Annotated in this window: 15 protein-coding genes; 7 read left to right on the forward strand and 8 right to left on the reverse strand. The window is 70.9% G+C overall.

Translation table 11 applies throughout. The features are described 5' to 3' along the window. Positions 1-41: 41 nt before the first annotated feature. A complete protein-coding gene (locus MZTS_RS03245; protein WP_192281503.1) occupies positions 42-1,655 on the reverse strand; it encodes a calcium-binding protein in 1,614 nt (537 codons plus the stop codon). A gap of 252 nt (positions 1,656-1,907) precedes the next feature. Between MZTS_RS03245 and MZTS_RS03250 the strand changes: the two genes are divergently transcribed. Next, the gene (locus tag MZTS_RS03250; protein ID WP_246481973.1) at positions 1,908-3,335 is read left to right on the forward strand and encodes a sugar transferase; all 1,428 of its coding nucleotides are present in this window, start codon (positions 1,908-1,910) and stop codon (positions 3,333-3,335) included. A 37-nt stretch (positions 3,336-3,372) separates the two neighbouring features. On the opposite strand, the gene MZTS_RS03255 is transcribed toward MZTS_RS03250, so the two are convergent. Continuing rightward, positions 3,373-3,924, reverse strand: coding sequence for a Fur family transcriptional regulator (locus MZTS_RS03255; RefSeq protein ID WP_192281506.1), 552 nt, complete (start codon positions 3,922-3,924; stop codon positions 3,373-3,375). Between the two features lie 205 nt (positions 3,925-4,129). On the opposite strand from MZTS_RS03255, the gene MZTS_RS25450 reads away from it, so the two are divergent. Genes MZTS_RS25450 through MZTS_RS03265 form a run of 3 tightly spaced genes read left to right on the forward strand, consistent with a single transcriptional unit; the run spans position 4,130 to position 5,999 of the window. Continuing rightward, positions 4,130-4,261, forward strand: a complete 132-nt coding sequence (locus MZTS_RS25450) for a hypothetical protein (RefSeq protein WP_281397004.1) — start codon at positions 4,130-4,132, stop codon at positions 4,259-4,261. Beyond that, positions 4,258-5,115 carry an ATP-binding cassette domain-containing protein gene (locus tag MZTS_RS03260; protein WP_192281509.1) on the forward strand — a complete coding sequence of 286 codons (858 nt, stop codon included), beginning with the start codon at positions 4,258-4,260 and terminating at the stop codon, positions 5,113-5,115. Before MZTS_RS25450 ends, MZTS_RS03260 begins: the two co-directional genes overlap by 4 nt. Before the next feature lie 53 nt (positions 5,116-5,168). Further along, positions 5,169-5,999 carry a metal ABC transporter permease gene (locus tag MZTS_RS03265; RefSeq protein WP_192281532.1) on the forward strand — a complete coding sequence of 277 codons (831 nt, stop codon included), beginning with the start codon at positions 5,169-5,171 and terminating at the stop codon, positions 5,997-5,999. A gap of 228 nt (positions 6,000-6,227) precedes the next feature. Here the strand turns inward: MZTS_RS03265 and MZTS_RS03270 are convergent, their stop codons facing one another. Further along, a complete protein-coding gene (locus MZTS_RS03270) occupies positions 6,228-6,860 on the reverse strand; it encodes an exopolysaccharide biosynthesis protein (protein ID WP_009867012.1) in 633 nt (210 codons plus the stop codon). 416 nt (positions 6,861-7,276) lie between these two features. Between MZTS_RS03270 and bcsS the strand changes: the two genes are divergently transcribed. After that, positions 7,277-7,891 (forward strand): cellulose biosynthesis protein BcsS, encoded by a 615-nt coding sequence (gene bcsS / locus MZTS_RS03275; RefSeq protein WP_343068693.1) that lies wholly within the window; start codon positions 7,277-7,279, stop codon positions 7,889-7,891. A gap of 25 nt (positions 7,892-7,916) precedes the next feature. Here bcsS and MZTS_RS03280 read toward each other — a convergent pair whose 3' ends face one another. Then, on the reverse strand, positions 7,917-8,651 hold the full coding sequence (locus MZTS_RS03280) for an SDR family NAD(P)-dependent oxidoreductase (protein ID WP_192281515.1): 735 nt from the start codon (positions 8,649-8,651) through the stop codon (positions 7,917-7,919). Between the two features lie 224 nt (positions 8,652-8,875). On the opposite strand from MZTS_RS03280, the gene MZTS_RS03285 reads away from it, so the two are divergent. Further along, positions 8,876-9,742 carry a formyltransferase family protein gene (locus MZTS_RS03285; RefSeq protein ID WP_009864504.1) on the forward strand — a complete coding sequence of 289 codons (867 nt, stop codon included), beginning with the start codon at positions 8,876-8,878 and terminating at the stop codon, positions 9,740-9,742. Between the two features lie 15 nt (positions 9,743-9,757). Here the strand turns inward: MZTS_RS03285 and MZTS_RS03290 are convergent, their stop codons facing one another. Then, positions 9,758-10,747: a catalase family peroxidase gene (locus MZTS_RS03290; protein WP_246481974.1), complete on the reverse strand. Its 990-nt coding sequence runs from the start codon at positions 10,745-10,747 to the stop codon at positions 9,758-9,760. A gap of 159 nt (positions 10,748-10,906) precedes the next feature. Between MZTS_RS03290 and MZTS_RS03295 the strand changes: the two genes are divergently transcribed. After that, on the forward strand, positions 10,907-11,068 hold the full coding sequence (locus tag MZTS_RS03295; RefSeq protein ID WP_192281518.1) for a DUF2256 domain-containing protein: 162 nt from the start codon (positions 10,907-10,909) through the stop codon (positions 11,066-11,068). 113 nt (positions 11,069-11,181) lie between these two features. On the opposite strand, the gene MZTS_RS03300 is transcribed toward MZTS_RS03295, so the two are convergent. From MZTS_RS03300 to MZTS_RS03310, 3 genes are read right to left on the reverse strand one after another with little or no spacing between them, the layout of a single operon-like run. Beyond that, positions 11,182-11,775, reverse strand: coding sequence for an NTP transferase domain-containing protein (locus tag MZTS_RS03300; RefSeq protein WP_192281521.1), 594 nt, complete (start codon positions 11,773-11,775; stop codon positions 11,182-11,184). Then, entirely contained in the window at positions 11,762-12,772 is a 1,011-nt protein-coding gene (locus MZTS_RS03305) for a molybdopterin-binding protein (RefSeq protein WP_192281524.1), read from the reverse strand. Before MZTS_RS03305 ends, MZTS_RS03300 begins: the two co-directional genes overlap by 14 nt. 4 nt (positions 12,773-12,776) lie before the next feature. Then, the gene (locus MZTS_RS03310; RefSeq protein WP_192281527.1) at positions 12,777-13,496 is read right to left on the reverse strand and encodes an XdhC family protein; all 720 of its coding nucleotides are present in this window, start codon (positions 13,494-13,496) and stop codon (positions 12,777-12,779) included. Positions 13,497-13,697: the final 201 nt, after the last annotated feature.

Below are 13,697 nucleotides of genomic sequence, written 5' to 3' on the forward strand. Positions count from 1 at the left end.
CGCCGGCCGCGCGGCCGGCGCCGGAAGCGCTGACCGCAGGTTCACACGACGAAGACATCCGCGTGGTCGAGGGAGGCGTGGTTGTCCAATAGCGCGATCAGGACAGCCGCCTTCCGGCCGCTGCCATCGGAATCGTAGAACAGCTCGCCGGTCTGCTGCCGGTAGAGCAGGCGGTCGTCGGCATCGGGCCCGGCCTCGTCGAGATTCTTGAACTGCGCGGAGGCCAGAATCCCGATCTCCAGGCCGGAGAAGACCCGGTGATCGAGGCGGAGCACGTCGTCCTGTGACGAGAAATCGGTGATGTGGTCGACAGTGCCGTGGCCGGGCCGCGTGTCGAACACGAAGGTGTCGGCCCCCGCCCCGCCCGTCAGCCGGTCGGATCCGAGTTTGCCCGCGAGGATGTCGTCGCCGGCTCCGCCGTCGAGCCGGTTGTCGCCGGCATTGCCGATGAGCGTCTGGTCGAAGCCGTTGCCGGTGAGGGCGAGGGACTCGCGGCCGGTGCTCCGGGCAAGCTGCAGGATCTCGATCTCCTGGCCGGCGGCCAACTGATAGGAACTGGTCGCGACGAGCCTGTCGGTGCCCTGCCCCACCCCCTCGAACACGTGGTCGCCGGCCGTATCGACGACATAGGTGTCGTCACCGGCCCCGCCGACGAGCTGGTCGTCACCGCCCCGGCCGCGCAGGATGTCGTTGCCCCCGTCGCCGAACAGCCGGTCGGCGCCGTCCGTCCCGACGAGCGTGTCGTCGCCGCCGAAGCCCAGGACCGGCCGGCCGCTGTCATCCGCTTGGAGCCGGTCGGCCCCCCGGCCCCCGACGATATAGGCGATGCCCTCGCCCTTGTTCAGGAAGCCGTAATCGAGTCCCGTGGCCTGCGTCGCCGCCCCGACCAGATTGCCGAAGGCCTCGGCCGGCGTGCCCGCGGCCGGGCGGAGGGCGAGGTCCTGAAAGAAGCGCGCATAGGTTTCGACGCCGAAATCCTCGTAGACTTGATAGAGCAGGGAGGCGGCGAGATCCGCCGCGCCCCAGTTGTCGGGGTTCGGAACGCCGGTTCCCGCGCCGAGGGTGTTGGCGAGGGTGTAGCCCGTGCCCTGGAAGAAGGTCTGCGCCAGATCTTCGAGGATGGAGACCTTGAATTCATCGAAGGGGAGCCCGCCGAAGGGGCTGCCGACGATGCCGGCCTCCTGCATCGACACGAACCGGTTGGCGATGGCGAAGCCGGTGACGAAGGCATCCACCGGTCCCAGCTGCGGTCCGTAGAACCAGAAATTCCGCCCGAGTTCGTAGAAGACGGTCTGTTCGAAGCGGCCGTCATCGGCGGCGCCGGCATACAACTGATTGAAGGCGTCGGTCGTCAGCTCGATGCCGGACGCACCGAGATAGCCGATCGCGCTCGCCGCCCCGCCGAGTGCCGTGGGCACCTCGGCGATCGAGACCAGACCGTTATAGAGCTTGTAGGGGGCCGGAACCTGCCCGGTGATCTTGGCATAGACGTCGTAGGCGGCGTCGATCCTGCCGAGGATGGCCTCCATGACATCGCCGTCGAGATCGCTGGCTTCTGTCAGAAGGGCGACGCGCTGTCCCTGCCACGGGAAGAGCGAGACGAGGTAGCCGTCATAGGCGTAGTAGGGAAGCGCCCTATCGGGAGATACCGCCATGTGCCGCCCTCTGTGCTGGCCGGTGCGCAATCGGCTCCGAGGGTGGACAACGATAAAGCGCGGGCGCCCGCGCCGTCACGGCCCCGGTTGTGGCGGTCACCGGCAATTGGGGGGTAACACCTCGGGCGAGGAAGCCGTCACCGGAAGGCGGAGCGGCGCGTAGGTCGCGCGGTAGCTGCGCGGCCCCATGACGGGGAGGAGGAGGCGGCGGGCCCAGCCCGGCAGGCGCGCCGTGCCGTCTGGGCCTCGCTGTTGCCGCGGCGCCGCCGCGCCGCCGTGCGCCTCGGCATCTCCACCTCGCTGTTCCTGGCCGACCTCGTGACGATCCTCGCCGTCGGCCTCGCCGTGGATGCGGCTTACTACGCCTACATCTCCGATGGCGACCTGATCCCGCTCTCGCGCAGCATGAACCTGCAGACGGCCGCGTTTCTGTCCCTGATCATCCTGCCGACCAAGCTCGCGCGGGGCGAGTATGGCATCGAGCATTGTCTGTCGCGGACGCCGCATCTGCGGCGCACCGCCACGCTCTGGCTGATGGCCTGGGCGGTGGCCCTGTTGATCGGCTTCGCCACCAAGACCAGCCACGACTTCTCCCGCGTCGCCTCGGCGGCCTTCTTCGTCGTCGGGCTTCCGGTGACGATCCTCGTGCGGGGCGTGATGGTGACGCTGGTGCGCCGCGGCAGCACCGCGAACTCGGCCTCGGCGAGCCGCATCCACCTCGTCGGCTACGAGGAGGACATCACGAATTTCTACGCCAACAACGATGTCGAGGCCCTGGGGCTGCGCGTGGTCGGCACGAGCTACCTGCGCCGCTTCGATGCCAGCGCCGGCTCGTCCAGCGCAGAGGCCCTGCTCGCGGAGGATCTCGACCTCGCCGTGTCGGTGGTGCGGTTCCTGCGGCCCGACGACGTGTTCGTGCTGGTGCCGTGGTCGGAGCCCGCCGACATCGAGCGCTGCATCGACGCCTTCCTGCGGGTGCCGGCCGCCCTTCACCTGCGGCCGGGCACGATGATGGACCGCTTCCCCGACCTGCAGGTCGCCCGGGTCGGCCGGCTGTCGGGCCTCAATATCGGCCGCCGGCCGCTCTCCTCCGGCGAGATCCTGCTCAAGCGCGCCTTCGACGTGACGCTGGCCGGAATCGGGCTGATGCTGCTCGCCCCGCTCTTCGTCACGCTCGCCGTGCTGATCAAGCTCGACAGCCCCGGCCCGGTCTTCTTCCGCCAGCGGCGCTACGGCTTCAATCAGGAGGCCTTCGGCGTGTTCAAGTTCCGCAGCATGAAGGCCGTGCCCGATGCGCCCTTCCGGCAGGCTTCGCGCAACGACGACCGCATCACCCGCGTCGGCGCCCTGCTGCGCCGGACCAATCTCGACGAGCTGCCCCAGCTCATCAACGTGATCCTGGGCGACATGTCCCTGGTCGGCCCCCGCCCTCACGCGCTCGCCCACGACCGCAGTTTCGAGCGGCGCATCGCCCTCTACGCCCGCCGCCACAACGTGAAGCCCGGCATCACCGGCTGGGCCCAGGTCAACGGCTTCCGCGGCGAGACCCTCACCGACGCGGCGATGGAAGCCCGCGTCCAGGCCGACCTGCACTACATCGACAACTGGTCGATCTGGCTCGACATGACGATCATCCTGCAGACGATCGTCTCGCCTCGGGCCTATCGGAACGCGTTCTGAGCGGCATCCGCCAAGGGCCGTCTCGCGGGCGGCCCTGTCACTCCACCGGCTCGGCGGGCGCGCCCACGCGTCCGCGGCAGGCGCCGCACTCGCCCTCCACCTCCAGGATGCGGCTCGTCGGCGTGAAGCCGGCGACCGCCAGGGTCTCGCCGAGGGCGTTCTCCACCGCCGGGGCGGTCATCTCGTCGATGCCGCCGCAGGTGCGGCAGATCAGGAAGACGAGGCCCGCCCCCTCCCCGTGCTCGTGGCCGCAGGAGACGAAGGCGTTGCGGCTGGAAATGCGGTGGACGAAGCCCTGCTCGGTCAGGAAATCCAGCGCCCGGTAGACGGACACCGCCGCGACCCGGCGGCCGGGCGCGCTCATCCGTTCGGCGATGTCATAGGCGCCGAGCGGCCGGTGCTCGCCCGCCACCTCCGCGAGCACATCCCGCCGCAGCCGCGTGAATTGCAGCCCCCGGTCCTGGCAGAGACGCTCCGCCCGATCGACGATGCTCTCGACGGAGGGGTGGTGCCCCGCGCCGCAGCCCGATGGCTCATGACCGTGGTGGTCATGCCCATGGTCGTGCTCATGCTGCGCGTGACCGCGCATCCCGGCCTCCCTGTCGCCATCGAACGCCGGCCGCTTCCGCCCTGCCTCTTCGGCCGGGGGCGGGATCGGCACAGCGAACGGACCGATTGAACTCGGTCCCTGTTACAGTGTATCAGCCCCATCAAGATAGGCGTCCGGCCGCAATCGAGCAACGCCGTCCCGGCCCCCGCGACACCGTCCGCGCCGCTCCATCCTCGGAGATCCCATGACCCGTGCCGGCGGGACCGTCCGCCTCCCGCGCCGTTCGCTGTTCCGCAGCGGAGCAGGCCTGCGCCTCGCCGCGGCGCTCCTGCTGTCGGGCCTGCTCTGGGCGGTGATCCTGTGGGCGATGTCGTGAGCGGCACCGCCATGCGGGCGGACGCCATCCGCCTCCGAGGCCTGACCCTCGGCTACGACCGGCATCCGGCGGTTCACCATCTCGACGGCACCATCGCGCCGGGCGACCTGCTCGCCGTCGTCGGGCCGAACGGGGCCGGCAAGTCGACCCTGCTGAAGGGCATCGTCGGCGAGATCCGTGCCCTCGACGGGACGATCGAGACCCAAGCCCGGCCCGGCGCCATCGCCTACCTGCCCCAGGCCGCCGAGATCGACCGCAGCTTTCCCCTGAGCGTCCTCGACCTCGTGGCGATGGGCTTGTGGCGGCCCCTCGGCCCCTGGCGCAGCCTGAGCCGTCGGCGTGGCCGCCTCCTCGAGGCCCTCTCGGCGGTCGGCCTCGACGGCTTCGAGGACCGGCCGATCGGCACCCTCTCCGGCGGGCAGTTCCAGCGGGCCCTGTTCGCCCGGCTGATCGTGCAGGATGCGGGCATCATCCTGCTCGACGAGCCCTTCACCGGCATCGACGAGCGCACCACCGCCGACCTGCTCGCCCTGATCCGCGGTTGGCGCGCCGAGGGCCGCACCGTCGTGGCGGCCCTGCACGACCTGGCCCAGGTGCGCGCGCATTTCCCCACCACCCTGGTGCTCGCCCGCCGCCCCATCGCCTGGGGCCCGACCGCCGAGGTGCTGACCCCGGCGGTGCTGGCGCGGGCGCTGCGCCTGTCGGAGGCCTGGGACGAGGCCGCCGCGATCTGCCGCCACGACGAGCATCCCGCCCGGCCGCCCACGGAGGACGGCCCCGCCCCACACGCGCACGATCATCTCGATCATCACGGGCACGATCACGCCCATCCACATCACGGGGCGGTATCGTGACCCTCGCCGGCCTCTCCGATCTGCTGATCGGCCCCTTCGTCGAGTTCGGCTTCATGCGCCGGGCCCTGGCCGGCTGCCTCGCCCTGTCCCTGTCGGCGCCGCCGCTCGGCGTCTTCCTGATGCTGCGCCGGATGAGCCTGATGAGCGAGGCGATGAGCCACGCCATCCTGCCCGGCGCCGCCGCCGGCTTCCTCGTCGCCGGGCTGTCGCTGCCGGCGATGACGCTCGGCGGGCTCGTCGCCGGGCTCGCGGTGGCGCTGGCCGCCGGGCTCGTCACCCGCTCGACCGTGCTGAAGGAGGATGCGAGCCTCGCCGCCTTCTACCTGATCTCGCTGGCCGGCGGGGTGTTTCTCGTCTCCCTGCGCGGCTCGCAGGTCGATCTCCTGCACATCCTGTTCGGCACCGTGCTGGCCCTCGACGACGACGCCCTGACCCTGCTCGGCGGCATCGCCAGCCTGACCCTGGTGGCGCTGGCCCTGCTCTACCGCCCGCTGGTGATCGAGTGTGTCGACCCGCTGTTCCTGCGCACGGTGAGCCGGGCGGGCGGGCCAGTGCATTCGGCTTTCCTGGCCCTGGTGGTGGTCAATCTCGTCGGCGGGTTCCAGGCGCTCGGCACGCTGCTGGCGGTGGGCCTGATGCTGCTGCCGGCGATCACCGCCCGGTTCTGGGCCGCCGACCTGTCGGGGCTGATCCCGGTGGCGATGCTGGTGTCGATGCTCTCCAGCATCGCCGGCCTGCTGGTGTCCTACCATGCCGGCATCCGCCTGCCGACCGGCCCGGCCATCGTGCTGGCGGCGGGCGCGCTCTACCTCGTCTCGATGCTGGTCGGGCCCCGGGGTGGCCTGATCCATCGCTTGGTGCGGCGGCGGCACCTGGAGGCGTGAGACAGCCCCCGGTTCGATCACTTCGGGCTGTACTCCCGTCGTTGCGAGGCTCGGCGAAAGCAATCCAGGCCGCGCCCCTCCCGGAGAGGCCGCGCCGCTGGAGTCCTTCGCCGACGTTCGCAATGACGGTTTGGAGACGGCTCGGAAAGAAGCCCGAAGCGATCAAGCGGAGGCTCGTATGGATCCGCCCTCGGCCGTGACGAGGCGGGGCCGATCCCGAGGACGCCTTTACAGCCCGAGGCCGGGAATCGCCTGCGACAGCCACGCGAGCGCGCTCATGACGCTGGCGAACAGGGTGTAGACGAAGCCGATCGAGATCCCGACGCCGACGCCGCCGATCACGAGGCCGATCAGCACCACGAAGCCGTCGCGTTCCACCAGCCCGAGGCCGATCAGCGAGACCGCGAGCCCGAGCGGGATCTGGCCGAAGAAGGGCGGGGCCACGATCAGGGCCAGCGCCAGCGCCAGGATCAGCACGCCCATGCCGCGCATGCCGATGGCGCCGTCGAACACGCTCAGACGGGGGCGCGACCAGCGTTCCAGCCGGCGCAGCAGGGGTACCGCCCGGGTCACCGCCTTCTCCACCGTCTCCCGCGCGATCGATTGGTTCAGGAGCCGCCGCGGCAGCCAGGGGGCGGTCATGCCGGCCACGATCTGGATGGCGATGACCAGCAGCACCAGCCCGCAGACCAGCGGGATCGGCGGCGGCATCGGCAGGCAGTTGGGCAGGCCGAGCAGCACCACGAGCAGTGCGAAGGCGCGGTCGCGCAGCACGGCGATGATATCGCCGACTGTCAGCCGTTCACCCTCCTGGCTCGCAAGCATGGTGAGAACGTCGGAGGTGCGCGCAGCGGAGGACAAACCGGCTCGGCCGTTGGTTCTTCGGTGTGCGGGCTCTAGCCCAATGCGGGGCATCCGCCAAGCGCGAAGGCAGGCACGCCTGGACTGTACGCCCCGAAAACGGCCGCCTTCAGGTTGCCGGCATATGGACAAATATTGATTTCAAGTCATTACAATGAAGCGACCGGCAAACATCATGAGGTTCTGACTTAACAGAATCATCGTTCCATGAAATTCTCATCTTCCTTCGAGATTGTCTCGCGCGACGACCAATGTTCATCGGCACGGCAGCGGGCGCAGGGTGGAGCTCGGCAACCGCGCGGCGGCGCGACCGGCGGCCGCGCCTCGTCGCCGCTCTCGCGGCAAGTCTCGTCTCGCATCTCGTCTCGAGTCTCGTTTGCGGTCCCGCACGGGCAGACGATTTCACGCTGAAGACCGTGCTGTTCGGCAGCCTGGATGCGGGCGCCTCGGTCTTCTCCGCAAGCGGGGCGAAGATCGCCTTCGACCGGTTCGAGCGCGACGGCCCCGTCGCCCTGGTCTCGGCTGGCGGCGGCCTCCGGCTCGAAGGCGGTGCCGGGGCGCCGATCCTGGTGCGCACGACCACCCTGGGCGCAGCCCTCGGCGGATACCAGTTCATCCGGGAATGGGGCGCGGTGACCGTGTTCGCCGGCCCCGAGGCCTCCTGGGAGATGCTGGCCGGGACGGGCGGCCAGGGAGCCCTCCCGGTGCGGATGGGGCTGCGTCTGCACGGCGAGGTCTGGGCCCGGCCGTCCCAGGACACGCTGACCACGGCGACGGTGATCCTCGGCTCCGCCCGCGGCGATGCCTATGCCCGCCTCTCCTGGGGCTATGCCCTGTTCGGGGCCTATCTCGGCCCGGAGTTTGCCCTCTACGGCGACCGCACCGATTACCGGAAATGGAGCGTCGGGCTCCACGCCACCGATTACGCCTTCGGCGGCTACCGCTTCCGCCTCTCGGTCGGTTGCCAGATCGAGACGCCGCGGGACAGGCTCGGCCCCACTCTCTCCTTCGCGATCTGGAGCGCGCTGTGACGGCAGAGGCAGGAGCCCGGCCGGATCAGCCCTTGGTGCGCAGCGAGGAGCGCCCGCCATCGACGCCGATCACCTGCCCGGTGACGTAGGCCGCCTCGGCGCTGACGAGGAAGGCGGCGAGCTTGGCCACGTCCTCCGGCTCGCCGAGGCGCTGGAGCGCGTGCATCGCGGCGATGCCGGAGGCGAGGGCCTGATTGCGGGTGATGGCCTCGGCCAGGGGAGTCCGGGTCAGGGACGGGGCGACGACGTTCACCCGAATCGCCGGGGCGAGTTCCGCCGCCAGCGACAGGGCGAGCCCCTCGACGGCCCCCTTGGCCATCGACACCGAGGCGTGATGCGCGAAGCCCTGCGCGACGGCGACCGTGGAGAACAGCACGATGCCGGCCCCTGCGCTGCCCGCCCCGGCCCTCAGCGCGGGCGCCGCCGCCTGGACCGCCAGAAAGGCGCCGAGGGCGTTGATGCGAAAATCCGTCTCGATCCGCGCCGCATCGAGCTTGGCGAGCGGCGCGAGCTGGATGGTGCCGATGGCGTAGACGAGGCCGCCCAGGCGCGCTCCCGCCTCCTGCGTCACCCGGGGAAACAGACCCGGGTCGGTCACGTCGCCTGCGGTGAAGCCGGTTTGCCCGAGTTCGGCGGCGGCGCTCGCCAGACGCCCGGCATCGCGGCCGACGAGATGGAGCGGCGACCCCCGCGCGCGCAGGGCCCGCGCCGTGGCGAGGCCAATGCCGCCGGTTCCGCCGTAGATGACGACCCGCTCCATGATACGCCCCCTCCCGACCGCAGCGAAAGCGAGCCGCGGATCGCCGGCGGAACCACGCTCTACCGTCGCAGATGGATAAGAAATTCTCGTCTTACGGGCGTTTTGCCAGCATTCTGAAATCGATTAGCTAAGGCTCATTCGGTCGGCGGGGAGCCGGCGGCCGATGCATCTGCCCGAGCGGAACGTCGCAGGGCACAGGCCCACGGGACGGGACTTTGCCGCCTATGAAATTCGCCTTCGCCGGCATCGACTTCCTGGGCGGCGTGTTCGACGGGCTGGTCGAGGCCGGCTGGACGCCGGTGCAGCTGTTCACCCGCCCCTGCGACGGCATCTACGATTTCAACGAGGTCGTGGTGGCCCAGGCACGGCGCCACCGCATCCCGATCCAGCTGTCGCGGCTCCTGCCCGGCGACATCGAGCGGCTCGCCAAGGAGCATGGCCGCGACATCGCCCTGGTGGTGGCCGGCTATCCCTGGCTGGTGAAGGGCTGGCACGGGCGGGTGCGCTATGCCCTGAACTTCCATCCCTCGCCGTTGCCGACCGGGCGCGGGCCCTATCCGCTGTTCAAGGCGATCTTGGATCGCTACGAGAGCTGGGGCGTCACCGCCCATGTCCTGGCCGAGCAGGGCTTCGACACCGGGGACATCCTGGCCCAGGACATCTTTGCCCTGAGCGACGCAGAAACCCACGAGACCCTGCTCGCCAAATGCCAGATGGCGGCCCGCCGCCTCGCCCTCGGGCCGATCGGGACCGGGCTGGCCGAGCGCTGGCGCCGCCCCGAGCCGCAGGGCGACGGCTCCTATTGGCCCCGGGTGACCGACGCCGACCGCACCCTCGATTTCCGCCAGGACGTGGCCGAGGTGCTGTGCCGCGTCCGGGCCTTCGGCAGCATCGAGACCATCGCCCGGCCCGGCGAGGGCCGCATCTTCGTCGCCGCCGCCGAGGGCTGGCGCGAGGCTCATCGCCATGCGCCGGGGGCGGTGGTGCATCGCCACCGCCGCCACCTCGTCATCGCCGCCCGCGACGGCTACGTGCAGATCACCCGCTGGAGCCCGGTGCCCCTCGCCGAGGCGGGACAGATCGGGCGCTGATCTCCTAAGCGGCGATCACTGGCGCCGCCCGAACGAGACCGCATAGGCCTGGACGCGGGCGTCGATCAGGGGATCGTCGGACACCTCGATGCCATCGGTCAGGGCGTTGGGCAGGAACAGCAGCGCCTTCTCGGCGCTGGCGCTGTCCGGCACGGCCTGGGTGAGGGTCAGGGTGCCCATCTCCACCATCCGGCGCTCCTTCGGCCACGGCTTGGTCGCATCGTGGGTCGGATCGCCCGGCTCGGCGAGCTGGGCCAGGAAGCGGAAGGCCACCGGCTCCTTGGCGACGCGGGCGACGATCTCCTCCTGCAGGAAGTTCGCCGGACGCTTGCCGGCCTCCTCGGCATTCAGGGTGGCGATGCCGGCCACCGGCTCGACGCGCCAGCGGAAGGCCTGCCGTTTGCCGGCGGCATCGACGAAGACGAAGGCGTTGACGCCGTTATAGGCCTGACGGGCGAAGCTCTCGGGCGTCGTCAGCGCCCCAACCGCCGCGGCGACGGCGGGATGGGAGGCCCGGAACGTCTCCACCGGCTTCGGCGAGGGCACGTCCGGCCCCGATTGCGAGATCGCGACCAGCAGATCGCGAAATTCCTCGCCGGTCGCCACGGGGAAGTGCGGCAGGGAGTTGAGCACCATGTCCACCTCGCCGCCATCGGCGAGCTTGAACTTGGCCGAGAAGCCGTGCGGCCGGGCTTCCTTCGCGCCGTCGGCGATCGTCGGCAGGCCGGTGCCATCGGAGAAGCGCACGGTGACCGTCACCGCTGGGCCGGCGAACAGCGACGCCTTGCTGAGCTTGGCGGCCTCCGGTGTCGGGGTGAAGCTGCCCTGCAGCACCACACCCTTGGCATGGTTGGCGCGCAGGCCCGGATGGCGGCCCCAGAGCTTGTTCATGGCGTCGACGGTCTGCTCGGCCGTCGTCGCATCCTGGGCAAAGCCGGCGCCGGGCGCAGAGACAACGAGCGCGAGGCCGAGGGCCAGCGCCCGCGTGTAGGTCTTCGGGTGCAACGGAAGTCTCCGTGGTCGGTTGGAGCGCCGTCGGCGCCGACGACGGCGGGGCAGCGATCTCAGGCCAAGCTTGGTGCCGCTCTAAACAGTGTCAAGGACCGAGGCGGGGCAGGCGCTCGACAAACCGCGTCGGCGCCGGATGAAAATGGAGACTGAGCCGTGCCGCCGATGCGCCGAAAGGGTGACCTGCCGGAAAAGACCTGTGCGCAATGCGGCCGCCCCTTCGCGTGGCGCAAGAAGTGGGAGCGCGTCTGGGACGAGGTCCGCTACTGCTCCGACCGATGCCGGGCCGAGGCGAAGCGGATGCCACGCAAGACGTGACACCGCCTCAGACCAGATCCGTTTGATCGCTTCGGGAGGGCGGATTGGGGCTTCGCGCAGGCGCCGCGCGGGCTTGCCGAGACGGGAACCGCTTTGATCGAGCGGATCCCGTATCAGCCGTCGAGCGCCTCCGGCGTATCGACGTCGAAGGCCACCGCCGGATCGGCCGGCCATTCCAGCACGTCGTCGCGTCCCTTCAGGATCTGGCCGGCTCCCCGGTCCCCGCTGAGCGTGGCGAGATCGTCGGCGAGGCGGCGCAGGTCGAGCAGCACCGGATTGCCACGGCGGCCTCCGCTCACCGGCACCACGGCGCAGGGGCGCGGCGCGGCGCCCGCATAGGCAGCGATCAGGGCGTCGACATGCGCCGGGCCGATGCGCGGCATGTCGCCGAGCAGCACCACCGCCGCCTCCACCTCCGGCGGCAGGGCGGCGAGGCCGAGGCGCAGGGATGCGGACAGACCGGCACCGGGATCGGGATTGTCCACCAGCGTCAGGTCGAGGCCGGCCAGCGCCGCCCGGACCGCATCGGCATGGGCGCCGAGCACCGCGACGACGGCTCCAACGCTGGAGCCGAGGGCCGCCTCGGCGACGCGGCGGACCATCGGCCGGCCGGCATAGGAGGCGAGCATCTTCGGCGCCCGGCCGAAGCGGGAGCCGAGGCCGGCGGCGAGGATCACCGCGCCGAAGCGGGATTCAGAGCACCTCACCGCCCGACCTCGGCTGTCCCCGCAACGGGATCTCGGTGAGCAGGCCGCCGACGCCGAGGCGGACGATGTCCGCCCGGGTCACGGGGAGCCCCGCCAGCAGGCGGTGCAGGACGAAATCGAAGCCGTTCTCCTTCGGTGAGCGGGCGCAGCCCGGCGCGCCGATCACCGGGACGGAGCCGAGGGCGCCGAGCAGCAGGAGGTTGCCGGGATCGACCGGCATGCCGAACCGCTCGACCCGCCCCCCCGCCGCCTCCAGCCCGGCGGGGATCACGTCCCGGCGGTCGGCGATGGCCGAGGCGCCGAACACCACGACCAGCTCCACTCCCTCCGCGACCAGGCCGGCGATGGCGGCGGCGACCGCGCCCGCCTCGTGGCGCACGCGGGTCTCGGCGACGATCCCGGCTCCGGCCGGGGCCAGCCGCTCGCCGAGGACGCGCAGGGTCTTGGCGACGGTGGAGGATTTCAGGCCGGGCAGCAGGGTCGAGACCACACCGATGCGCTTCAGGCGATAGGGTGCGAGCCGCATCGGCGGCGCGACGGCGGACGCGAGCGCCTGCCCGAGCGGCGACGCCGCCACGGCGTAGGGAATGATCTTGACGGTGGCGACCATCTCACCCGCCGCGACCGGCCGGAAGGCCGGCAGGGTTGCCACGGTGATCGCCTCGTCGACGGCGTTCACGGCATCGATTCCGGTGGGATCGACGACGAACACGCCCGCAGCCTCGGCGACGAGGTTGCAGCGCCCGGTAAAGGCCGGCTCCGGCCGCAGCCCCTCCCCCGCGAGTTGGGCGGCGAGGCGGGCCGCCGCCTCGTCCTCGCCGACATCGCCGGGATCGAGGCGCACGGCCAGGATCTCGGCAATACCGGATTGGGCGAGTCGCAGGGCCTCCTCGGCGGCGATCGGCTGGCCCTTCTTCAGGCTCGCCCCTTCCGCCCGCACCGTATGGGCGGCAATGAGCCCCGCGCTGTCGCGGGTCGCGACGGGTCCGAAGCGCATCGGCTCAGGCCCCGCCCCGAGCGGCGTCGCGGTCTCCAGCCCGCTCCTTGCGCAGGGTCGCGACCAGCTGTGCCAGGATCGAGAGGGCGATCTCGGCGGGTGAGACGGCGCCGAGATCGAGCCCGATCGGCGCGTGAATCCGCCCGATCGCCGCCTCGTCGAACCCGGCCTCCTTCAGCCGCTCGACGCGGCGGCCATGGGTCTTCCGCGAGCCGAGGGCGCCGATATAGGCGCAATCCGCCCGCAAGGCCGCCGCCAGGGCGGGATCGTCGATCTTGGGATCGTGGGTGAGCGCGGCCAAGGCCGTATAGGCATCGAGCGGCCCGATCTCCTCGAAGGCCTTGTCAGGCCATTGCGCGATCAGCCGCACACCAGGAAACCGCTCCGGGCTGGCGAAGGCGGTGCGGGGATCGATCACGGTGAGGTCGAGGCCGAGTTGCGCCGCCATCGGCGCCAGAGCCTGGGAGATGTGCACGGCTCCCACCACGACGAAGCGCACCGGCGGCAGGTGGACCGCCACGAAGACCGGGCGCCCGTCGGGCTGTTCGGCGAGGCCGCTGCGGCCGCTGCGCAGCCGCTCGCGCAGCACCTCCGCCAGCGGATCAGCGGCGATGTCGGCGGCCCGCACGAGGCGCTGGCTGCCATCCGCCGGGTCGGTGACGATGAGGGCCGCGCGGCGCGCGGCGCGCTCGGCGTTGAGGGCCGACAGGGTGTCGAGGCGCATGAGCAGACTCGGAAGAGGAGGAAGGCGGTGTCAGCCTCGGCCGATCCGCTCTCCTCATCCTGAGGTGCCGCAAAGCGGCCTCGAAGGATCGTCCAGAATTCGCGCGGGATCTGGACGATCCTTCGAGGCCTGCGCTGCGCTTCGGCACCTCAGGATGAGGGAGGGAATCGGACGATCAATGTCTTCGTTCGCCCATTTATG

Source organism: Methylorubrum zatmanii (genome assembly GCF_014845115.1).
GTDB classification, from domain to species: domain Bacteria; phylum Pseudomonadota; class Alphaproteobacteria; order Rhizobiales; family Beijerinckiaceae; genus Methylobacterium; species Methylobacterium zatmanii.

Coding starts and splice junctions, on each gene's coding strand:
- MZTS_RS03310 (WP_192281527.1), bottom strand. CDS start 13,496: ATGCGCCTCGACACCCTGTCGGCCCTCAACGCCGAGCGCGCCGCGCGC.
- MZTS_RS03285 (WP_009864504.1), top strand. CDS start 8,876: ATGAAATTCGCCTTCGCCGGCATCGACTTCCTGGGCGGCGTGTTCGAC.
- MZTS_RS25450 (WP_281397004.1), top strand. CDS start 4,130: ATGACCCGTGCCGGCGGGACCGTCCGCCTCCCGCGCCGTTCGCTGTTC.
- MZTS_RS03305 (WP_192281524.1), bottom strand. CDS start 12,772: ATGCGCTTCGGACCCGTCGCGACCCGCGACAGCGCGGGGCTCATTGCC.
- MZTS_RS03265 (WP_192281532.1), top strand. CDS start 5,169: ATGCGCCGGGCCCTGGCCGGCTGCCTCGCCCTGTCCCTGTCGGCGCCG.
- MZTS_RS03255 (WP_192281506.1), bottom strand. CDS start 3,924: ATGCGCGGTCACGCGCAGCATGAGCACGACCATGGGCATGACCACCAC.
- MZTS_RS03280 (WP_192281515.1), bottom strand. CDS start 8,651: ATGGAGCGGGTCGTCATCTACGGCGGAACCGGCGGCATTGGCCTCGCC.
- MZTS_RS03245 (WP_192281503.1), bottom strand. CDS start 1,655: ATGGCGGTATCTCCCGATAGGGCGCTTCCCTACTACGCCTATGACGGC.